The organism is Edaphobacter sp., from assembly GCF_035763405.1.
Taxonomy (GTDB): Bacteria; Acidobacteriota; Terriglobia; order Terriglobales; family Acidobacteriaceae; genus Edaphobacter.
The window spans coordinates 1-20,585 of sequence record NZ_DASUBE010000048.1; the positions used below are offsets into that span (position 1 = coordinate 1).

The following is a 20,585-nucleotide window of genomic DNA, read 5'->3' on the forward strand; positions in this document are numbered from 1 at the left end:
CAAGCACCGCCGCACCGTGGTTGTTGCGTTCGACCACAAGCGTCGCGTCGTTGTACTCGTGCGCCAACTTCGCCGCGGTCTTTGCCTGGTCCAGCGGACGAAGCCGCTGCTTCAGCTCCGCGCACTGCACGCCCGACTCCAGCTCGACCACCTGCATTGCGGCGAAATCGCCATCCGGCCCGCCGCCTGCGGTGTCCACGGCAACGAGATACTGCTTGCCCGCGAGCGGCGGCAGCCACACGTGCAGCGCGCCGTCGCGCCGCGTCTCGACCGGCTCGCCCAGCGCAGTCAGCCGCGCCTCGATGGCCTCGACCTCGAAGCAGCAGTCGCCCGTGGCCTTGAAGCAGGTCTCCGCATCTTCAGCGAACTCCTGCGAGCGCAGCCCGCGATAGTTCGCTGCGAGCGTGCGGCGAAAACCGATCTGCTCCGCCGAGAGGCCGTGCGCCGTCATCAGCGCGCGCTCTTCGTCAGTAAAATCTGCAACGGCATCGGCCACATACGCCTCTTCCATCCACCACGGAAAGAAGTGCCGCACCACGCCGCTGCCGCCAGTTCCGGCATTGCCCCACTCTTCGTAGAAGCAGCCGTAGGCCCCGTTCGGCGTGGACTCCATCACCAACTCGCCTGCGGGCGAAAGCGCAGCGCGCAACCCGGCCAGCGTCTCGCCTGCCGCGCGCGGCCAGCGAGCCACCTCGCTCAGGTGCAGGTTCTGAATCGTCAGTCCGCGCCCGGCGCCCTCGTCGCCCGCGCTCAACACGCGAAACTCGCTGTCCAGCTCGCTAAAGCACATCTGTCCGGAGTTGGCGCGGCTGCGCTTGAGCGGCCCTTTGCGCAGCGGCTCCGGCAGGCACTCCCAAAACCTCTGCACCATGCGGAAGATGCTCTCGGCGGCCTGCTGCGTGTGCGCCACCTGCACGGTCATCACGCCGCGCGCGGTAATGGTCTTCAAAAAAAATCGCGCCGCCACCCACGTCGTCATGCCCATCTGGCGCGCCTTCAGCACAATGTTCTGCCGCCCACGCCTCTGCTCGAACGCGCGCTGCACGCGGTTGGCGCATAGATGCTTCTCCGCGCCGGTGCGGTCGCGCACCAGCAATAGTTCTTTCGCAAGATCAAATATCTTCGCCGGATCGCGCTCGATCGCGCGTCCGTGCTCCAACAGATCGTCCACCCTGATTTGTTCGTCTTCCATTCCACCCACCCCACTCAGTAAAAGACCCCGGCGAGACCGCTCCCGCCGGGGCTGAAAACTGCATTGATGTTTTGCTCAAGATCACGACATGCCGAAAAGCGTCTTGCTTAAGGGCACGGGTTTACCCGTGCCGTAAGAGACCGCTCCCGCCGTTGGGCTTTAGACGGTGCTGAAAAAGTCCGTTTTGCTTAAGGGCACGGCTTCAGCCGTGCCCTTAAGCAGTACAGGCGATGGGTGCGGAAGATATCGATTCGAGACCATCTTCCATGCGCATCCGCACCCATCCATCACGTGCAGCGAAACAATCTGCTACTCGGTCCGCTCCCAATGGCATCCGCCGGTCGCAAGCGCGCCGGGGACGGGCACGAAGAGTGCCCTGGCGTTCACGGCAATCGTGCCCGAGCCCGCAAGCGTCTCCGCGTTGACTGTCGCCACCGTGCTCGCCGCCGTGCCCAGGTTCACGATCTCGCGCGGCAGCGAGTAGCCGATGCAGTCCGGCAGGCTCACCGCCTGCGCCGTGGTTCCCGTCAGGTCCAGGAAGCGGTCGCCCGCAACCTCCTGATAGGTGGCCGCAGCGGTGGTGTGGCGGTTGGTCTCGGTCGAGCCGATCAGCTCATTCACCGCATTGCTCATCACCGACGTAATCAGCGTCTCGCCCGCATCCACCGGATGCAGTCCATCCGCGAAATAGGTCGTGCTGGCAGATGCCCCATCCGCTCCCAACTGCGGGATCGTCGCCAGGTCGGCAACGTTGTCCACGCCCCATGAGAACGCCTGCTGGCGGATGATGGCATCGAGAGCATCCTTCTTTGCGTCGTCGCCGGTGGCGTCGATCTCCGTCGCCAGGATGACGCGAGCGCCATCCGCTTTGGCCTTCCGCACCATCGAGTGAAGCGCATCGGCAAGCTGCTGCGTGGTCTCATGGACGTTGGCCATGTCGTTGATGCCGCCCCACAACGCCACGATGACAGGAGCCGAGTTTTTGTGGATGTACGGGCCGTACATCAAATCGAACATCGCGGCTGCGTCGGTTGCCTGTAACCCGCTCACGCCCAGATCGAGCGGCGTGTACGTGCTGTCGGTCAGGGTCAGTTTGTCGATCCAGGGCGTAGTGACATGCGCTCCGTAGGTACGAGAATCAAGTCCGCCTATCACCAGCGGAGTGTCGCTCTCTGCCACTCGATACGTCTGGATGGCTCCCTTTGCTGTGGCATAGTCCAGGGCGCTCTTGGCGGCAGCAGCCACATCGGCGGGTGGGAGCGCCGTGCTCCACGCCCACGCCGCGGCCACTTTGCCGGCCCACCACGTGCCTGAGTATGCGTTTGATCCGCCGATCTGATAATTCCCAGTGGCAGGGTGTGCGATGCCGCCGCTTCCCTGGGCGACGTAGCTCGTCACCTCCGCGCCGTCGTAGTACCAGTGGTCTTTATCCGGCGCGATGCCATTGACGAAGGTGACAACATGCCATCCAGCGGAAAGAAACTCCTGAGATTCCGTGCTGCTTGTGTTGTAGGCCATGAACCGCTGCGACTGCGGGTAGAGCAGCGACGACGGAATCAGGCACGTATGCGCCGTGTCTGTCCCGCAGAGAATCGAGGGGTTTCCGTTCTCGCCATAGGCAGGTGCAATCGACCCGTCTTTGGCGCCCGCCATCGGCGGAATGTAGACGACGAACTGAAACGTGTTCGTCTGGTTCAGCGCCGTGGGCAGTTGGATGTAATCTCCTTGCACGAAGCTAAGGTCTGCTGTCCCCTCCCAGGTTGCGCCGCTGATGACGCCGTTGTTGCCCTTGCCGCTGGTGTCTTCGGCCACCGTGCCCGTGCCTTCGTTCAGCAGATACTCGCCCAGCAGATTCGTCCGCTCGGGCAGGTTCGCCGGGGCCAGCGTCGAGCCCGAAGGCACGTCCCACGTTCCATCTTCGCGCAGATAGCGTGCTGTGCCCGAGGTCGCGCCCGGGTCAGGCACCGCGCCTTCCGCGTGCGCCGCGCCCGAGGCGCCGAAGACCGGCAACTGCGACGCACTCACCGCGCCATTGATGGTGGTCGCGTTGATCGTGCCCGCGTTGATCGTGCCCGCCGTAAACGCCTGCGGAGTGAAGCTGTAGGCGGTCCCGCGCAGGCTGAGCGTGAGCGTGCTGGTCAGCGGCTGGTAGAACTCCGTGTCCACGCCTGCGTTGCTGTCCAGCTCGAAGAGGTTGTAGCCCGAGTTCCATTTGCCGCAGCCGTGCGAGTTGCAGTGAATGGAAAAGACACTCTGCTCGCCCGCCTGTGCCGACATGGTGCGCTGCCAGATGCCGGTCTCCTCGTAGGCCATCGGCGGCACCAGATGCGTTCCTCCGTTGCCGTAGTAGAAGGAAGCAGGCGCGGCATTTTCAATGGACCAGCCGGTGACGCCTACGCCGATGTTCTGCTGATACTGGATGCCGGCGGCGGTGCGCACGGTGGGTCTGGGCAACGTCTGGCCAATGTACTCGATATCGCCCGCGACCGCGACCTGGTAGTAGTGCGGCTCCTCGACGGGATCGCCGGCCGCCCAGGCAACGATGTTCGGCCCCAGCGTCAACTGCCCATCGACTGTTTTCGTCGCGGCGTCGAAGACACTGAGTACCTCGGCCATGGGATAGAGCACGTAGCCGCCGGTCACGATGCCGATGGTCCCGCCCGTGCTGGTGCTGTTCGCGCCGGTGTCGGCGTAGGTCAGGGTGTTGGGGCCCGTGGTCGTAACGACGAAGCTGCCGTTGTAGCTGGAGTCGGCCACACCTGCGACGGTGAGTGTCAGGCCGTTCAGGTCCATCGGCATGTTGCCGGCGGTCGTCACCGTCACGACGTTGTTCGAGCGCGCGATCGACGCGACGTTGAGGCTCACGTTCATGTAGCCGCTCGTCTGCGAGGTCTGCCCGACAACCGGCGTCAGCCCCGCCGCGTAGTAGAGGCCCGTTGAAGAATACGAACCAATGACGGGAAAGACCTGACGGATGCCGTTCGTCGTATCGACCGTCTGCTCGAGTCCGTAGCCGCACAGGCCGCCGACCGCGACCGTCGCTCCGGCGCGGTGGACGTGCTCGAGCGTCAGTTGGAGATGCGTGTCATCGACGACGCTGTAGCTGGCCAGCTCGAACTCGTTCGGGTTGACGCTGCCGGGCTCGGCCACGCACGCCAGGCCGCTGGATGCAGGCAGCGCCGCGGTGCTGGTCGCAAAACCGGCGGGTGCTCCGGTGGTCTCGATGGGCAGCGTCACGGTTCCGGGTGCGATGTTGTTGGACTGCGAGTTGGCCACCGCAGCCGTCGCTACAAATACGCTGACCGGAAAACTGGTGCCGGTAAAGGTCGCTGTGGCCGCCGGCTGCGAGCTGGAACTGGTCGTTCCGCCGGTCAGTTGTCCGGTCGTGATGATCTTCGACGGATTCTTGTCGATCAGATAGCGGCCCTCGCCTTCGGTGCCGGGCGCGGAGGTGACAGCCACCTTCACCGAGGTCGATCCGGTAGTGCAGCCCGTGCTGCACGTGCCCGCAAAGACGCGCGAGTCTTCGTGGATCTGAATGTCATAGGGATGCGCGCCCTCGTCGGCCTCGTCGCGGAACCCGCCCGAGTCGTTGATGAACTGCGAGCCGATCAGGCAATCTCCAACGCCGTAACAGTTGATCGATTGCGAGTCGAGCGAGTGCTGGCCCATGGCGTTGTACGTACCGCTCACGCTCATTGCGCCGTAGTTGGTCTTGAAGTAGGGAACGGACTCGATGTTGGCCGGGAAGTCGTTCGTTCCTCCGGTCAGACCTTCGTGTTTGAGAATGAGCGCGTAAGATCCGGGATCGGCGCCGCCCGTTGCCGCAAACTGCGCAGCGGTATTTCGAGTGGAGGTCACATCGATCACCTGACCCGCGTCTTCGTTCACGGTTCCGGAAGAGACGGGGTTCAGATACGTGTCGCGGCGCTGGCCGTCGCGGTCGTCTTCGACGTGCGTGCCGCTGCCGTTGCCCGTGCCGCTCGTCCACGTGCTGGGCGTGTAGTTTTCTGTGGAGTTGTAGCTGTGCTCCACCTTCACGTCGCAGCCGCTCGTGCAGTCGGGACTGGTGAGGGCGTTGGCGATGCCGTTGTCGCCCAGGCCGGTTACATACTGACCCGCGTACTCCGTGCCGTTCAGATGGTTCACGTGCAGATCGGTGCCCGTGGGCTGCGTCACGGTCTGCGAGGCGGCAGGGATGGTCGAGACCTTCTGCGCCAGGCCGGTGGTCAGTCCGGTGACGCTCGCGTCCACGTAATTTTTATCCGCTGCCTGCGTGGGCGCGGTGGGATCGCCCGGAAGTACGAGCGGGCCGGTCATGGTGTCGCCCGCCTTGAGCACATAGGGGTTCGTGGTGTCGAGCGGATGGCCCGAGACCGCCGCGGCAATCGCCGTGTCCACGTAGCTCTTCGAGACGGTCTGCATGGCGACCGACGTGGGCAGCACCGTGGTCTTGATGGCGCTGACCTGGACAGGCGACGCGCTGACGGGCACAACCCAGAACTCGCGGCTCACCGTGCCGTCGTCCAGGTGATAGACGGCGGTGTAGTACGTGCCCATTGGCGTCGAGCCTGCATTGGGCACCAGCGCGACGCTCATCGCGCCGTTCGCGCCGATGGTGGCCGACGTGCTGCCGCTCGGCACGGACTGGCCAGCGGCGTTCGTAAATGCCTGCCAGCTTACGATCACGGTGCCGGTGGCAGGCGTGCCGTCGGCGCGGTAGACCGTGTCCGTTACGGTGGTGGTGGCGATCTGCGAAACCTGTGCACAGACCGGCGTCATCATGATCCTCATGGCTGCGGGCAGCGTCAGCAGCAGCCCGATCAGCGTCCATCCTCTATGCTTCCAACGCATCGTTATTCTCCTCATCGTTCATTCCTCTTGCGCGAAAGATCTGAGTCTTCAGACGGTGCGCATCGCCGCCGGCAGATAGCTGCGGAAGCAGAGCACGGTCTCGCCATCGTTTGTGTCCTTCACGGGCAGCGCGCGAAATGCGGCTGCCAGCCGTACTTTTTCGAGCGGCGCGGCAACTGCAGCGAGCGACTCTGCCGCGCCTTCGACCGCCTGCAATCGCGGGTAGTGGTAGAGCACACGGTCGCCCTGCTCGCCTTCCATGACGAAGAGTGCGGACCACTCCTGAAACCAGCCGCCGCCTTCGCGGTCGACAAAGCCGACGAGGCGACTCACCTGCATTCCCGCTACGGGCGCGCCAGCGAGCAGCGCGCTGCCCAGCGTGAGTGTGCCGTTCGCAATCGCCGCGACGCGCGCGACGTTCAGCGAGACGCGCCGCACGTAGTTGATGTCGTTGCCAACTGCGGCAGCAGAAGTGACGTAAGCTGCGCTTGCGCCGCTGCCGACGTAACCGGTCTGACCGGTGTAGTCCACATCGACCGAGATCAGATCGCCTACGTTGAATTGAGATGCAGACGCGCCGACGTTGAGCGAGGTCGCGGTCGAGCCGGTTGAGAGCGCGACGGCTGCGGCTGCCGTGCCTCCGCTGCCGTTGGCCGCCGCGCCGTTGGCCGTGGCCAGCAGGTTCATCTGCTGGGAGCCTGCGGCGAGCGCGAGTTGCAGCTTGCCCCAGCTCTCGAACTGAAGCTGCACGGTCGCCTCAACTTCGGTGCGCACCTGCGATTGCGCAATGGCGGGTGCGCCGGTGCGCAGCGGCTGAATCTTCGTCAGGCTCTTGCGCGTGAAGCCTGCGCACCAGCCGAGGTCGAGCCACGGCGCGGGCGGTGTGTCGAGCGCGAATGCGCCTGTCTGTGCGGCGTCGAAGACCGCCGGTGTTCCTGTTGCCCGCGTGACCGGCGCGAAGTAGGCACGGACGCGGCGCGTGACCGGGGCCACGCTTTCTGTCAAAGCTGTGCTCACAGTTCACCTGCTTCCTGATAGCTGTGGACTTCGATGGTGGCGATGCGCGAGAGACGCTCGCCATCGGTGAGGGTTTTGCCGAAGACTGCATCGCTCCAGAAGATGCTGGTGCTCATCGCAACCGGCGACGCTCCCGATTGGCCTGCAAGCGCGGCGTAGTTCATCTTGACGGCGCTCTGCGGCGAGGCGCTGACTGCGCTTGCGAGTTCGGCATCCATAGCTGCGAGCAGGCGGCCGCGGTCCATGCCGCCGTTGCCGGAGTTGCCGTCGGTGGCGTAGTGGACCTCGCAGGTGAGGGTGACGAGCGGCAGCGCGGATTGCGTATCGACTTTCGTATCGGTCCAGCGCAGGCGGAAGACGTTCGCCGGAGCATAGGCGGAGACCAGCTCGTTCTCTTCGACCAGCACGCCGGGTCGCGTGATGCTCCGCACCACCGCCGTGCGCGCGGGGTTCAGCGCGGCAAGGCGTGCCTGGAGCACGGTGTAAAACGTGTCTTTTGCGTTCTGCATGTGTGTGACCTTTCAGATTGCGTGCTGCTGCGGGCGAAAGGCTTAACACCGATCTGCGCCGGTGAACACCGATTCGACCGCGGATGGACACGGATGAGCGCGGATGAAAAGCAGGCCCTCACGCTTCGCGGAAGGATGACAATTTCCGGGTTCCTGGGAGCTGTCGAAGAGCAGATTCCTTCGACTTCGCTCGGGGTACGGAATGGAAATTTCAAAAAATTGCGCAATGAAAATGCAAACGGCTCCGGAATGCCGATGGAACAATCCGTGGTCATCCGTGTAAATCCGTGGTCGAATCCGTCTTTATGAGTGTTCATCGATGCAGATCAGTGTTAAGCCCTCCGCCGCGTGGCGACGCGCTAGACCATCTCGGCGATGGGTGCGCGGAGGAGCAGGCGGTAGAGGTACGGCGCGCCGTTGGCCTCCGAGTCCGTGACGGATTCGATGGTCAACAGCACGCCATCGACGAGGATGCCGAACGCGGTGGAGAAGAGCGCGTTGGCTGCGGCGTAGCCGAGCGAGCCGACAAGCGACTGGACAGCGGCGGCCGAGACGAGCAGCTCGTAGCGTGCGGCTTTGTTCTCCGCCATGCGTGCGTGCGCTTTGCGAAAGACGGCGGGCGCGAGTTCGACATCCTGAAACTCGGGCGTCTCCAGGCCAAGCTGCTCGGCGATGTCGCCCGCGCTTGCGGGTGCGGGTATGCGCAGCATGACTGCGCGACCGCCTGCGGCGCGGAGTAGTGTGTCGGCGGCTCGCGCGGTGGCTCCGGTTGCGGTGATGACGTCGGCCATGGCTCAGCCCAGCCTCTCTGCCACGTAGGGCGCGAGCAGCGTCTGGATCTGCGGGTCGATGAGCGAGCCCGAGAAGTACTGCATCTGGAGCGTGTCGGTGCGACTGGACTTGACGTTCATCGCGGGCGTGGCCTGCGCGTTCTTGACGATCTGCACGCAGGCGGCTTTGACCGCGTCGGGCACGGTGGTGACGCCTGAGGTGTAGGTGACTTCGACCTCGTTGTAGTCGAGGCCGAGGAAGCTGCGCGCAAAGGTCAGCTCGGCTGTGGCTGTGTTGATGTCTACGGCGCCGAGGTCGAGCGCGCTCCAACTGCCGGGCAGACTGTAGGCCCAGGCGACCTGCTCGCGGAAGGGGTCGATCATCTCGCCGCGACGAGGCAGGCCGTAGCGCACGCGCACGCCGACGAGCGGCGACGTGGCGCCTGCAGCCGTTGCGAGCGGACGATAGCTGAGCCGCACGGTCTGCGCGTTGGCGGTGAGGCGCATGCGCTCGACGTACTGCGTGACCATCAGGCTGGGACGGCGGCAGTAGGACTCGATCAGGGCCGAGGCCATCGTGACCCAGTCGTCTGTGGTCTCTGCCGTGAGGCCGTACTGCACGTATTCGGACGGCAATAAGTAGGCCATCGTTTTCACCTCCTGAAATGAAATGGGACCGGCAGGTTCGCCGGTCCCTTGCGTGCCGGAAAGGATTAGCACCGATCAGCACGGATGACACCGATAGAACGACCGCGGAGTTGCGCGGATGTTCACGGATGAGGGCGGTTCGCTTGAAGTGTGTGCAGTCCCACCCTTGCGCGATGAAGCTGCGCAAGGATGGGGCACCCGAAGGCTGTGGTTGGCCGGAGAAAAACAGATTCCTCCGCTCCGCTACGGAATGGAAATGCAAAAGGGATGCGGAATGGTTTCCTAATCCCTAAGCCCCAAGCCCTGGCTTTAGCGGTCGACGAGCACCTGGTAGTGCGCGTAGTTTGCGCCCTTGACGACGACGCCGCCGAATTTGACCACGACGTACTGCGAGGCGAGCGAGCCGGGGACGCCAAGCTGGAAGACGCGCGGGTTCGGGTCCGAGAGCCAGTGGTACTCGATGAGGTCTTCGGTGACGATGTATGCGGGCAGCACGGCGGAGCCGGAGCCGGGCGTGCCGGTGTAGCTGAGCGTCCACTCGGGGATGAGGGGGATGTCGCCGGCTTGCGTCGAGAGCATCTTGACGGTGAAGCCGCTGGTGATCTCCTTGGTGCCGAGCACGACGTTGAACTCGGACTTCATCTCGCGGTCGATGAGGTCGAGCAGCACCGGGTTGGCGTAGATGGCCGTGGGACGCACGCCGTAGTTGCTGTTGGCAACCATCTGGGCGATGGTGGACTTGAAGCCGTCGACGATGCTGGCGCTGGCGCCGATGGTGACGGTGTTGCCGCCTGCCGCAATCTGTCCTGCCGCGCCGAAGTACTGCGTCGTGGTAGGCGAGCTGAGGCTGGTGTCGGTGCCGTTCCAGAGGGCGACGTCGTGCGTGCGCAGAACGCCATCGACCGTGTCGGAGAGATCTTTCGCCTGGAGGTAAGCGAACTGCGACTGCTGGCGGCCCAGCTCGGTGTCGAAGAGGTTGTAGTTCAACTGCGCGACCAGGGCCTTGAGCGGCACGCTGCGCTCGACGCGCGTAGGCGTGACGACGGGCGCGACGATATTGCGCGGGTCTACGAAACCTGCGGCTGGATCGGGCGAGGGAATCGCCGTCTCCTCGAAGTAGCGCGACGGGTGGCCGGTGGCCGGAACCTGCTTGATGCGCTGGCCGAAGACGCCGCGACGACGGACGAGGTCGGTGATCTCGGACTGGTAGATGGGGACTTCGATCGCTCCGGGTCCGAGGTAGTCGGCTGCGGCGTGGATGTCGGTAAACTTCGCGTTCATGAGTTCTCCTTGTAAAAAGCACGACCGCAGATTGCACGGATTGGCACGGATTTTTCCGTGCGCTCCGCGCAGTCTGCGACGATGTTGATCGGTTTCGTTTGGCGCTTTTCCTGATTGAAGGTTCGTGGCACCACAAGCAAAATGCGGGGGTTCTTCGCCTTCGTTTTACTCAGGGTCAGAATGACCAGCGTCTAGCCGAGGAGGCCGGCGCGGAGGAGCTGGGCCTTGACGGCGAAGCGCTGCTCCATGCTGAGGCTGGTCAGTGCGGCGTCGAGCGCGCCTGCTTCGATGGACTCGACGGCTACGCCCTGCTTGGCCAGCAGATTCTGCGTGGCTGCGGGCAGAGTCTTGCGGCCTGCGGTTGCCGAGGCTTCGAGCTGGGCAATCTTTTGTTCGGCGGCTGCAAGCTTTGCTTCGAGTTCAGACTCGCGCGATTCGACTGTGGCTACGATGCGGTCGATGCTCTGGCGCTCGTCGAGGCGGGCGGCTGCCTGCTCGAGCAGAGCTGCGGTTGCGGCGAGGCGCTCGACCGTTTGGGTCAGTTCGTCGTTCATGTTGATTCTCCTTGTTGGTTGTCCACCCACAAAATTGGTTCAGGCTGCGGCCCCCGTCGCAGCGGTTGGCGTCTGCTGCACGTTGAGCAGCGCGACGACGGCGGAGACGATCTTCTCGATGTAGGAGGTGTCGGCGTGGATGCCTGCCTTGGCAAGCAGCGCGGTGACGGTCTGCTCGACGAGCGCGAGAACCTCACCGAGTTTCTGCGCACCGGTGCCGCTCTGGCGGCCTTCGGCGGCAAACTTCTGCTCGACGACGAGGACCGCGTTCTGAATGAGCGTGGTTGCGTCGGCCAGCTCGTTGATGACGGGCGCGGCCGAGGGGAAGAGCAGGGCAACCAGCTTTTCGGCAGGCAGCGCGTAGGCCGCAGCCCACTTCAGGCCCTTCGCGAAGTCCTTGCCGATGGTTTCCATCACGCTGATAAAGCTCATGAGTTCTCCTTTGGTTGGTTCGTTGGTTGTGCGGAGTGTGTGCGCTCCCATCATCGAGATGGCTTAACACCGATCTGCACCGAGAAAGCGACCGCGGATTTGCGCGGATGGACGCGGATGAAATGCGTCCGGGATGGTTCGTGCGGACATACGCGAAATGCGGAGGTTCTTCGCTTCGCTCAGAATGACGACGTAAAGGCGGCTGATGAAGTGTGTTCTTTCCCACCCGAACTGTGGCGGTGATTGTTAACTTGCGACGGCGAGGCGCTGCTGCGATGCGGCGCGGTGCAGTCGGAAGCTGGTGGAGCGGTACGCGGCCTTTTCGCGCAGCAGGATCGCGGCGCCGGTAAAGGTGGCGCGGGTGAGCGTCCAGATGGGGGCGCGCATGTCGGCGACGTGCGCGTCGGCCAGCTCGTAGCTCATACCCATGGCGCCTGCGGCATGGATGCCCGACGTGGTCTGGGATGCGAACTCGGAGCCGAACTCGGGGAAGTCGCGCGCGTAGAGATAGCCGGCGACGGTGAGACGCTGGCCCTCCAGTTCCGCCGAGGTGATGATGCCGCACTTCTGGCGCGCGTCGTGGCCGTCCCATCCGGCTTTGTAATCGACGGCCATGCCGAGCAGACTGGGCAGGGCTGCCTCCGCTGCGGCGCGCGTGAGGATGACGCGGTGCCCACGCGCGCCCGAGGGGGCCTTGTCGCTGGGCACATCGACCAGCGTGAGCACGCCCTCGAAGGGCAGACGGTTGGGGTGGCCGTGGACCTCGGGAAACTCGACCGCCATGGCGCGCATCTCGATGCCGGAAGCGAGGCGCGGTGTGCGGCACGAGCTGCGCCGGTGAATGGTTGTTTCCATTTGTCCTCCGTGTGAATGTTGATTGTGCTCGTTGAAGTATTCGTTCCCACCCGCGAGAGGCTTGTCACCGATTCGCATCGATGACACCGATTTGACCGCGGATGAACGCGGATTTTCACGGATTGGGTTTTTGATCCGTGTTGATCTGTGTTGATCTGTGTTGATCCGTGCCAATCTGTGGTCGTCTTCGCAGTTGCCTTTGAGATCGGTGTTCCTCGGTGGCAATCGGTGTTGAGTTTTTCGTGCGGTGTTCCCGCGCCTGGCGATGAAGCCGCCCAGGATAAGGCACCAGAAATTCCGTGGCAGAGAAGAACAGCAGATTCCTCCCCTATCGACTTCGCTCAGGGTACGGAATGGAAATTTCAAAATTTGCAGACTGGCAGTAGCGAAACTGGTCACCAAAAGCGAACGGGAGAGCAGCCCGAAGGCGCTCTCCCGTTCTTTTCTTGATTACCTTTCCAGAATAGCATTTGGCATAAAACTAAACCGCCAAATTCCAGGACAGAAGAACTGCAAGTGAATCAGGGGTTTACGGCCTTTCCACAAGGTCATCCCTCTTGACAGGCATATTTGGGGACGAGGATGCGCCGGCTGAGGAAGACCTCGGTGAGGCGGTCGAGCGCCTGGGCGTACCACCGCTCGACGGAACGAAGCGGCCAGCCGGTGAGTCCGGCAGCCTCCTCGAAGGTGTGCTCCTGCATGGCGATGCGTTCGATGAGGATGCGCTCGTCGGGCTCGAGCGCGGCGACGCACCGCTCGACGTCGTGGACGAAGATGACCATGTCGTCGAAGCCTTCGACACGGTAGTTGGTCACTTTGCCGCGAAACATCTCGCGGCCCAGCAGCGACGGCGCGCGTCCGGCGCTCATCGAGAGCCTGACGTAGCGCCTGAGCAGCGCCTCGGTGTATTTGCGATAGAAGGCGACGGACGGAGCAGACTTGACGGCTGCGGGCTTTGCGACGGCGGGTGAGACCGCGACTGCCTGGAGCTTCGCGCTCTGCGGCGGTTTGCGGGTAAGCGGCCCGGTTGCGGGCATGACGCGGGTTGGGGCGGGGACAGGTTCCGCAACAGCCCAGAGCACGGGCAATACGACCAGAGCGGCGCTCATCGTGCACCTCCCACCGCTGCTGCCGATGTGCATCCTGTGCTGCGGACCGAGCGGCGCGGACGACCGCCGGCGTGTCGTTTGCGCGGTGCGGGAAATGCAGCCAGACGGCTGGCGCATCCGCGGCAGTAGACGCTGCCCGCTGTTTCCATGCGGAGCCACAGCGCCCCGCACCCTTCACATACCTTCAGTTCCATGCGCAAGTAATTCATTTCGTCCTTTCAGGGCATACTGCTCCCGGGCGGCCTCGGTGGATTTCAGCGGTCGAATGGGCCGTCCAGGCTGCTATGAAGCGCGGTCTCCGTGTCCGCTCCGGTTCTGGGTCCGGGTCGTCTCGGCGGCAGACGCTTGTCTTTGGTCAAATACGTCGATCGGTTACATCGCGGTGGTGCCTTGCACAAAAGTGAAGCCGAGTTGCATTTTCCATGCCTGAAGCGGAGAGCAGACCAGGCCGGGAGGTTCCTGGGGTTCGGGCTGTGTTCCCAAATCAGGAATGGAAAGTCTCAAGGTTATAGCTTTAGACAAATTCCGTGTCAAGAATTATCTTTCCTCAGGCAACCAGGAGATATAAATACCCATCCATCAGTCACCTGGGCGAAAAAGTCATTGCACAAAGTGATAGTTTCGCCTAATCTTCGTCTTGTCGTATGATATGACCCAACGGGGACGGCCCTAACTCTATGAACTTTCAAGATCTGCACGAACTGCTTCGCGCGGAGTTGGTGCGACGCATCGAACGCGGCACGCTGACCGGCAGCCGTCTGGCCCAGCAGGCTGGGTTTCAGCAGGCGCATATCTCGAATTTTCTGAACCGGCGGCGGGCTCTCTCTCTGGAGGGACTGGACCGTGTGCTGGCGGCGCAGAATATCTCGATTGACCAGTTGCTGCCGGTGGAGCTGACGGCGGCGGCGCAGGTCGCCTCGGACGACCCGACCGAGACGGTGCCGGTGGTGTCGGCTTCGGCGGCGATGGATGACGCGGAGATCGATGCGTCGTCGGTGATTGAGACGCTGGAGGTTTCGGCGACGCGGCTGAGCGACAATCGGGCGCGGGCGTCGTCGCGGAATGCGCACTGGAGGCGATTTGTGGCGATCCGCGCGGACGCGCAACAGGCTGCGGCGATGGAGCCAATGCTGTCGCCGGGGGCGATTGCCGTGCTCGACCGGCACTACAACTCGCTGGCGCCGTACCGCGCGCACCAGCCGACGCTGTATGCGGTGCGCTCGGGCGCTGCGCTGGTGGTGCGGTTTGTGGACTTCGATGAAGGACGACTGATTTTGAGGCCGTACTCACGCAGGTTTCCGGTGCAACTGGTGCCGCTGGCCGCGCATGAGTCGCCGATGGATTATCTGGTGGGAAGAGTGTGCCTGATTTTCTCGGAGTTGTGATGCGTGCGCTGCGCCGTCCACGAGAGGCTTAACACCGATCTGCACCGATGAACATCGATAAAGACCGATTCGACCACGGATTGACACGGATGAACACGGATTGATCGATTGTCATTCCGCAGCCGTTTGCATTTCCATTCTGTGCTCTGAGCGAAGTCGAAGGGGGAGGAGTCTGCCTTTCCGCCGCTGCTACGAACCCGTACATTGTCATCCTTCCGCGAAGCGGGAGGGCCTGCTTTTCGCCCGCGTTCATCCGTGTCAATCCGTGGTCGAATCGATGTTTATCGGTGCAGATCGGTGGTATGCCTATGAAGGCGGGTTACTGGACTTTGACGCGGGTGGAGGAGTCGCCGTGGGCGCGGTGTCGTCCGGACCAGCCATGTGTGGCGGGGCGTCTGCGCGGCGGCGTTTCGAGTTCGCCCCAGCAGACGCGGTTGCGGCCCGAGCGTTTTGCTTCGTAGAGCGCCTTGTCGGCGGCGTCGAGCAGGTCTTCGCGGTCGCGCGACTCCGACGGCCAGCAAGAGGCGACGCCGCAGCTTACGGTCGTCATGGGAGGCGGAGCGCCGGGCTCGTGCAGGGCGGGTGAACCGGCAACCTCGACGAGCTTGCGCATGCGTTCGGCGACGATCATGGCGCCTTCTTGCGTGGCCTGGGGCAGCAGGACGATGAACTCTTCTCCGCCGAAGCGTGCGGCGAAGTCGTCTTTGCCGCGCAGGCCCTGGACGAGGAGCGAGGCGACGCGGACGAGCACGCGGTCGCCGTAGAGATGGCCGCGCGTGTCGTTGACTCGTTTGAAGTGGTCGATGTCGACGATGATGGCCGAGAGCGGCGCGTGGTGGGCGGCGGCCTCGCGCCAGAGGCGGCGGAACTCCATCTCGTAGGCGTGGCGATTGGCCAGGCCGGTGAGGCTGTCCACGCTCGAGATGCGTTGCAGCCTGGCGTTGACGCTGGAAAGCTCGCGGCTCTGCAGGTCGCTGCGCAGGCGGATGAGATAGGCCAGCCGCTCTTCGCGGTTGACGCTGTAGTTGGCGATGACGGTCATGACGATGGCGCAGACCGCGAGCACAACGCCGAGCAGCTTGTCGGAGAGGCCGAGGAATCGGTCGTGGAAGATGAAGAACAAGTCGCCCGCGCCCAGCACAACCGACGTGGCAACCGCATAAGGGAATTGCAGGCGCATGACCACGTTGGCGAAGACGACCGCGACGATGAGGCCCACCTGAGCGTAGGCCGAAGAGGCTGCGCTGCTGCCGCTTTCCAGATACAGGTAGATAAGGCCGGCCGCACAACTGACGACAGCAATGACGCTCTCGCGGTAGATGCGGTTCGGGCTCCACTTCATGCTGGCGTTGATGATGAGCGCAAGGGGCGTAATGATGCACAGTCCCAACTGGAGATCGAACCAGGAGGAGCCGCCGCGGATGAAATGGTTGGCGATCACGTAGGCATTGAAGAGGCCGATGGCGATCAGACCCTCGATCCAGAGCCGCTCCGCACGCTGCGGCGCGGTCGCCTGCTCGAAACTGTCCTCGATCGGCCTGGGCAAACCGAGACTGCGGTATCCGTGCTTCGAGAGCCGTTCCAACTGTTCGACGACGAGTTCGTAGTGTGCGTTCGGCTGCATGTGGTCCTGGGGGGCGCTGCTTCGGTGAGGCGGTTGGTTACGAATGGGCCCTTTCTTTCAAGTCGCTTGACGCGCGCGACTGGAAGAAACCTACACATGGATGTTACTAGCGCGGCAGTCGAATGTATTGTCGAATCCGCAAAAACACTGGCACTTTCGTGTCATCGGAGGATGAGTCTTTTGTGCTTCGCCTGCGCTACCGCGGCGGAAAAGGCTTAACACCGATCTGCACCGACGAACACCGCTTGAAAACGACGCTGGATTGGCGTGGACGAAACGCGGATGCCTTCTCGGCGCTACGGAATGGAAATGCGAAAAAGTTGGCCGGTCGAGTGTGTACGTTTCCAACCTTGCCGATGAAGCCGGCCAGGATTGGGCACCCGCAACGGCAATGCCCAGCCGCGTCGTCCTGCGGGCTTCGCTCCAGCCTTCGGCAGAGCGGTAGCCGCTTCGCGGCGGCTTTTTATGGCACGACTCAAGCCGTGCCTTTGAGTAATACGGATCGCTTTGCGCGTGGCTAATTGGCGGAGGGATGAGTGAGCTGGTCGATGACGATGGCCTCGGCGGTGCCTTTGGCAGACTGGAGTTTGAGGCCGAGTTGCTCCTTGAGGACGGTGAAGAGCGATGGGGCGGTGGAGTCGGGCGTTTCTTCGGGAGCCCATTCGATTTGAAAGTCGAAGTTGCCTTTGAGACCGGTGTGATCCTCGACGGGGCGGCCAGCCTGACGACGGAGTGCGGCGGCGATGTCCGTCATGGACGCGTTCGAGACTTTCATGGTGGCCGTTGACCCGTTGCGGTTGGTGCTCATATTGGGCTGTGAGTCGGGAGGGCTTGGCTTGAGAGCGGGGCCGGGTTTTCCGGGCTTGACGAGTTCGAGCCAGTAGACACGGACCTCCTTCGGTTCGCGATGAAACTTGAGTTGGAAGCGGTCTTCGAGGAGGGAGAGGAGGAGTTGCTGGAACTGCTGCGGGGTGGTGACGTCGGCGCGATTCTTGGTGATGGCGTTGATGTCGAAGGTTTGGTCGGCCCAGCCGGGAACGCCTGAGATGAGGGTATCGTCGGTGCCGAAGGCGATACGGATGAGGGTGCGTAGCGGGGTGGCAGTGGCTACGAAGCGTCCACCAGGAAGGACGCGACGGTCGGAGGGTTCGTCGCCGGTGGACAAATGCGGGCGAATGGAGATGACTTCAAATTGCAGGGGCGGTTGAGCAGGGGATGGGGCTGCTGATTGCCCCTGGGATAACAGAGGCAATGAGGCGAGCGGAAGCAGAAGAATGAGGAAACGGGCGGCGTGAAGAGATCTTGTCTGGCGCGTTGTCATTTTTCTTGTTACGCGAGGCGAATGCAAAGGTTCAGAAAATTTCATCTTGTGCGTACTTCGAGGAAGGCAGATCGCGCTTTGCGCGGTTTCCCACCTTAGCAGTGATGAGGCTGTCGCGAAGGTGGGCACCCGAGGGTTCGGTGCGACCCCAGGCGAAACGCAGATTCCCTTCGGGAATGACAAACAAAGAGGCACCCGAGCGTTTGTGGTGAGTGAAGAAAAAGCAGATTCCTCCGCTGCGCTGCGGAATGGAAATGCAAAAGGGCTAGGGAATGGAAATGTCGGGGGCGGAATGAAATGCGAATGTGGTGCGGAATGGAGATGGAACCTGCGTTCCTCGGCGCGATTGGTGTCAAGGCTTCAGTCGTCGTCGGGCGGGCCGGAGGGCGCTTCGTGGATGAGGTAGTGGGGGGTGTGGCGGGTGGGGAGCGGGATGTAGGCGCGGGGAGGCTGAGTGTAGTCGAAGCAGTCGGTGAAGCCGGCGGCGTGTGTGTCGCGCGTGCCCAGGTTGGGCAGGCCGAAGTTGTGCTCGATGTAGGTGAGGAAGCCGCTGGCCTCGTGCGTCTGGTGCGAGATGTAGCCGTGCCGCGCGTAGGGCGAGACGACGAGCACAGGCACGCGGAAGCCGAGGCCCATCTCGTCGAGCCGCGGCGGATTGACGTGATCGTACCAGCCGCCCCAGTCGTCCCACGAGATGAAGATGGCGGTGGAGTCCCAGAAGGGGCTTTCGCCGATGGCGTTGACGATGGAGGCGACCCAGTCGGGGCCCTCGTCGCCGGAGCCGGGGTGGTCGGAGTGTTTCCACGAAGGAACGATCCACGTGACCTGGGCGAGCTTGCCGTGATGGATGTCCTTGAGGACCTCGGTTTCGGGCGAGATGACTTTGCCCACCCAGTCGGAGCCGAAGCGGATATGACGGATGGCCTGGTAGGCCGAGATGATGAAGAAGCCGTTGGTCGAGCCGGGAGCATAGTAGCGCCAGGAGATGTCGTGCGCATCGAGCAGGTCGGCCATGGTGGGGTAATCGAAGCAGGGATAGACACCGGGCAGGTCTGTGCCGTTGGGGCCGACGAGGGCGACGCGCGAGTCGTCGGCGGCGTCGCAGCCCCAGATGCCGCCGGAGGGATTCTCCGAGGTTTTGCCTGACTGGCCGGCGATCATATATTGATGCGCGACGAAGCTGGGGCCGGTGTTGGACTGGAACATGCGGTCGCCGAGCGTGTACTCGTACGCGAGCCGCCAGTAGGCCTCGACGTCGGCCTCGGGAACGTAGGCGTAGGCGTCGGTTTTGAAGCCGTCGAGCTTGCCGTAGTTCCAGTCGCGCCACCAGGCACGGTGGCTGTGTTCGAGGTCGAGCGAGGAGCCGAGGGCGAGCGGCTGGAGCGCAATCTTCTGGCCGTTGTGGACGCCGGTCAGGGTGGTGTCGGCTCCGGGAAAACCGTTGAAGAGGTTATCGAAGGAGCGGTTCTCCTGCATGATGATGACGACGTGCGTGATCGGCGAGGGCGGAACCGCCTGCTGGATGGGCAGCAGCGGAGCTTTGACTGGCGGTATACCTCCACTGCCGCAGCCCGCAAGCAGAGTGGCCGAGACCGCCAGGGAAGCTATCCCGCAAAGCACGTAACGCATAGGCCCTACTCCCGGAAGAAGGAAAACAGTACATCCAAAGACAACAGAAATGCGCGGGGAGGGATTTATGACACCACACCGGATAGGCGGTTGTCTTCAGGAAAATGGTTTGTCTTGGGTTACGAGAGTAACTGGCGGGCACAATTTCAGGCTGCGAATGCTCCCGCCGCGAGGATAAGAGCTGGCTGCGCCGAAGTTCGTCGGCGACGGTGGTGTTCCGCTAGACTGGCTCCATGCGGACGCTTCTCTGCATCTTGCTCGCCGCGGCCTCCGCATTTGCGCAGGAGCCCAGCCAGTACACGCTCCGCACGCAGTCGAACATCGTGCTGGTGCCGACCACGGTCCAGACGAAACGTGGCGACGTGCTCTACACGCTCAAGGCGAATCAGTTTGTCGTCGAAGATAATGGCGTTCCTCAGGCCATCCATCTCGATACCGACACAGACTCGCTTGGCCTGTCGCTGGTGGTCGTCGTCCAGTGCAGCCGCTCGGCGGGATTCGAGTACGCCAGTCTGAGCGGTCTCTCGACGATGATCGACGCGCTGGCCGGAGCGACGCCGCACGAGGTTGCCGTCATCGAGTACGGCGGCAAGCCCGTGCTGGTCGATAACTTCACGCGCAACCCCGACCACACCGCCAGCGCGCTCTCGCGCATCCAGCCCTGCGATAACGACCCTGACGCCTCGACGCTGGACGCCGTCGCTTATGCGACCCAGATGCTCGAAGCGCGAGTGAATCATTATCGCCACGCCATCCTGCTCATCAGCGAGACGCGCGACCACGGCAGCACGACCAAGGCAGCGCAGGTGATCGCCATGCTGGGCCGCACCAATACCGTTGTCGATGCGGTGGCCTTCGGCGCGGGACGGGCCGAGCTGAAGAACGACCTGCGCTACGGCGGAGGCTCGGGGCCCATCGGCCTGCTCGTCATGGCCATCAATGCGCTGAAAAAGAATGCGGCGCACGAGCTGGCCGCGCTCTCCGGCGGCGAGTACATCAACTTCACCACCCAGAAGGGCTTCGACCGCGGCCTGAACCAGCTCGCCAACCACGTCCACAACTACTACCTGCTCAGCTTCCAGCCGCACGCAGAAGCCAACGGCGAGCCTTCGCCCGGGATGCACAGCATCCGCGTGAAGGTGCCGGACTATCCCGACGCCAGGGTGCGCTTCCGCGAAAGCTACTTTGCGGGTCAACTCGACGCGAACGCTCCAGAGAATCAGTGAGACCGGCCATCGACTCAGGTACGCTGTTGCCGAGGGATATATTGCAGAGCACTCGCTCCCGGGAGAGCCGTTGAACGCACAGGCCGCCACCATGCACGCATTCGCAGGCTTCGTTCTGCCTGCACAGACGACCATCAACACGCTGCTGTGGACGCTCAGCATTGCCTTGCAACTGGCGC

The 20,585-nt window shown here is 63.2% G+C and carries 17 protein-coding genes; 3 read left to right on the forward strand and 14 right to left on the reverse strand.

Annotation, left to right across the window (positions count from 1 at the left end):
- The 4 genes from VFU66_RS04560 to VFU66_RS04575 all read right to left on the reverse strand — a co-directional run.
- The coding region (locus VFU66_RS04560) for a terminase large subunit (protein ID WP_326445056.1) at positions 1 to 1,192 on the reverse strand (1,192 nt) is incomplete at its 3' end.
- A gap of 309 nt (positions 1,193 to 1,501) precedes the next feature.
- Positions 1,502 to 6,046, reverse strand: coding sequence for an SGNH/GDSL hydrolase family protein (locus VFU66_RS04565; protein ID WP_326445057.1), 4,545 nt, complete (start codon positions 6,044 to 6,046; stop codon positions 1,502 to 1,504).
- A gap of 48 nt (positions 6,047 to 6,094) precedes the next feature.
- Positions 6,095 to 7,063, reverse strand: a complete 969-nt coding sequence (locus VFU66_RS04570) for a hypothetical protein (protein WP_326445058.1) — start codon at positions 7,061 to 7,063, stop codon at positions 6,095 to 6,097.
- Positions 7,060 to 7,572 carry a hypothetical protein gene (locus VFU66_RS04575; protein ID WP_326445059.1) on the reverse strand — a complete coding sequence of 171 codons (513 nt, stop codon included), beginning with the start codon at positions 7,570 to 7,572 and terminating at the stop codon, positions 7,060 to 7,062. The genes VFU66_RS04570 and VFU66_RS04575 overlap by 4 nt, the downstream gene beginning before the upstream one ends.
- Positions 7,573 to 7,665: 93 nt before the next feature.
- Here VFU66_RS04575 and VFU66_RS04580 point away from each other — a divergent pair, with 93 nt between their 5' ends.
- The gene (locus VFU66_RS04580; RefSeq protein WP_326445060.1) at positions 7,666 to 7,881 is read left to right on the forward strand and encodes a hypothetical protein; all 216 of its coding nucleotides are present in this window, start codon (positions 7,666 to 7,668) and stop codon (positions 7,879 to 7,881) included.
- A 50-nt stretch (positions 7,882 to 7,931) separates the two neighbouring features.
- Here the strand turns inward: VFU66_RS04580 and VFU66_RS04585 are convergent, their stop codons facing one another.
- The 7 genes from VFU66_RS04585 to VFU66_RS04615 all read right to left on the reverse strand — a co-directional run bounded on the left by VFU66_RS04585 (position 7,932) and on the right by VFU66_RS04615 (position 13,221).
- Positions 7,932 to 8,363 (reverse strand): hypothetical protein, encoded by a 432-nt coding sequence (locus tag VFU66_RS04585; protein ID WP_326445061.1) that lies wholly within the window; start codon positions 8,361 to 8,363, stop codon positions 7,932 to 7,934.
- 3 nt (positions 8,364 to 8,366) lie between these two features.
- Complete coding sequence (locus VFU66_RS04590; RefSeq protein ID WP_326445062.1) at positions 8,367 to 8,990, reverse strand: hypothetical protein; 624 nt, start codon at positions 8,988 to 8,990, stop codon at positions 8,367 to 8,369.
- 309 nt (positions 8,991 to 9,299) lie between these two features.
- Positions 9,300 to 10,271 (reverse strand): hypothetical protein, encoded by a 972-nt coding sequence (locus VFU66_RS04595; RefSeq protein ID WP_326445063.1) that lies wholly within the window; start codon positions 10,269 to 10,271, stop codon positions 9,300 to 9,302.
- Between the two features lie 191 nt (positions 10,272 to 10,462).
- Positions 10,463 to 10,825, reverse strand: coding sequence for a hypothetical protein (locus VFU66_RS04600; RefSeq protein WP_326445064.1), 363 nt, complete (start codon positions 10,823 to 10,825; stop codon positions 10,463 to 10,465).
- A 39-nt stretch (positions 10,826 to 10,864) separates the two neighbouring features.
- A complete protein-coding gene (locus tag VFU66_RS04605) occupies positions 10,865 to 11,257 on the reverse strand; it encodes a hypothetical protein (RefSeq protein WP_326445065.1) in 393 nt (130 codons plus the stop codon).
- A gap of 246 nt (positions 11,258 to 11,503) precedes the next feature.
- The gene (locus VFU66_RS04610) at positions 11,504 to 12,112 is read right to left on the reverse strand and encodes a hypothetical protein (protein ID WP_326445066.1); all 609 of its coding nucleotides are present in this window, start codon (positions 12,110 to 12,112) and stop codon (positions 11,504 to 11,506) included.
- Between the two features lie 548 nt (positions 12,113 to 12,660).
- Positions 12,661 to 13,221 carry a sigma factor-like helix-turn-helix DNA-binding protein gene (locus tag VFU66_RS04615; protein WP_326445067.1) on the reverse strand — a complete coding sequence of 187 codons (561 nt, stop codon included), beginning with the start codon at positions 13,219 to 13,221 and terminating at the stop codon, positions 12,661 to 12,663.
- 677 nt (positions 13,222 to 13,898) lie between these two features.
- Between VFU66_RS04615 and VFU66_RS04620 the strand changes: the two genes are divergently transcribed.
- The gene (locus VFU66_RS04620; protein WP_326445068.1) at positions 13,899 to 14,606 is read left to right on the forward strand and encodes a helix-turn-helix domain-containing protein; all 708 of its coding nucleotides are present in this window, start codon (positions 13,899 to 13,901) and stop codon (positions 14,604 to 14,606) included.
- Between the two features lie 319 nt (positions 14,607 to 14,925).
- On the opposite strand, the gene VFU66_RS04625 is transcribed toward VFU66_RS04620, so the two are convergent.
- From VFU66_RS04625 to VFU66_RS04635, 3 genes are all read right to left on the reverse strand, one after another.
- Positions 14,926 to 16,230 carry a GGDEF domain-containing protein gene (locus VFU66_RS04625; RefSeq protein WP_326445069.1) on the reverse strand — a complete coding sequence of 435 codons (1,305 nt, stop codon included), beginning with the start codon at positions 16,228 to 16,230 and terminating at the stop codon, positions 14,926 to 14,928.
- A gap of 517 nt (positions 16,231 to 16,747) precedes the next feature.
- Positions 16,748 to 17,596 carry a TIGR03435 family protein gene (locus VFU66_RS04630; RefSeq protein ID WP_414649375.1) on the reverse strand — a complete coding sequence of 283 codons (849 nt, stop codon included), beginning with the start codon at positions 17,594 to 17,596 and terminating at the stop codon, positions 16,748 to 16,750.
- A gap of 315 nt (positions 17,597 to 17,911) precedes the next feature.
- Positions 17,912 to 19,180 carry an alkaline phosphatase family protein gene (locus VFU66_RS04635; protein WP_326445071.1) on the reverse strand — a complete coding sequence of 423 codons (1,269 nt, stop codon included), beginning with the start codon at positions 19,178 to 19,180 and terminating at the stop codon, positions 17,912 to 17,914.
- Positions 19,181 to 19,413: 233 nt separating this feature from the next.
- Between VFU66_RS04635 and VFU66_RS04640 the strand changes: the two genes are divergently transcribed.
- A complete protein-coding gene (locus VFU66_RS04640; RefSeq protein WP_326445072.1) occupies positions 19,414 to 20,406 on the forward strand; it encodes a VWA domain-containing protein in 993 nt (330 codons plus the stop codon).
- Positions 20,407 to 20,585: the final 179 nt, after the last annotated feature.

Coding starts and splice junctions, on each gene's coding strand:
- VFU66_RS04565 (WP_326445057.1), bottom strand. CDS start 6,046: ATGCGTTGGAAGCATAGAGGATGGACGCTGATCGGGCTGCTGCTGACG.
- VFU66_RS04575 (WP_326445059.1), bottom strand. CDS start 7,572: ATGCAGAACGCAAAAGACACGTTTTACACCGTGCTCCAGGCACGCCTT.
- VFU66_RS04580 (WP_326445060.1), top strand. CDS start 7,666: ATGAGCGCGGATGAAAAGCAGGCCCTCACGCTTCGCGGAAGGATGACA.
- VFU66_RS04585 (WP_326445061.1), bottom strand. CDS start 8,363: ATGGCCGACGTCATCACCGCAACCGGAGCCACCGCGCGAGCCGCCGAC.
- VFU66_RS04590 (WP_326445062.1), bottom strand. CDS start 8,990: ATGGCCTACTTATTGCCGTCCGAATACGTGCAGTACGGCCTCACGGCA.
- VFU66_RS04595 (WP_326445063.1), bottom strand. CDS start 10,271: ATGAACGCGAAGTTTACCGACATCCACGCCGCAGCCGACTACCTCGGA.
- VFU66_RS04600 (WP_326445064.1), bottom strand. CDS start 10,825: ATGAACGACGAACTGACCCAAACGGTCGAGCGCCTCGCCGCAACCGCA.
- VFU66_RS04605 (WP_326445065.1), bottom strand. CDS start 11,257: ATGAGCTTTATCAGCGTGATGGAAACCATCGGCAAGGACTTCGCGAAG.
- VFU66_RS04610 (WP_326445066.1), bottom strand. CDS start 12,112: ATGGAAACAACCATTCACCGGCGCAGCTCGTGCCGCACACCGCGCCTC.
- VFU66_RS04615 (WP_326445067.1), bottom strand. CDS start 13,221: ATGAGCGCCGCTCTGGTCGTATTGCCCGTGCTCTGGGCTGTTGCGGAA.
- VFU66_RS04620 (WP_326445068.1), top strand. CDS start 13,899: ATGAACTTTCAAGATCTGCACGAACTGCTTCGCGCGGAGTTGGTGCGA.
- VFU66_RS04625 (WP_326445069.1), bottom strand. CDS start 16,230: ATGCAGCCGAACGCACACTACGAACTCGTCGTCGAACAGTTGGAACGG.
- VFU66_RS04630 (WP_414649375.1), bottom strand. CDS start 17,596: ATGAAATTTTCTGAACCTTTGCATTCGCCTCGCGTAACAAGAAAAATG.
- VFU66_RS04635 (WP_326445071.1), bottom strand. CDS start 19,180: ATGCGTTACGTGCTTTGCGGGATAGCTTCCCTGGCGGTCTCGGCCACT.
- VFU66_RS04640 (WP_326445072.1), top strand. CDS start 19,414: ATGCGGACGCTTCTCTGCATCTTGCTCGCCGCGGCCTCCGCATTTGCG.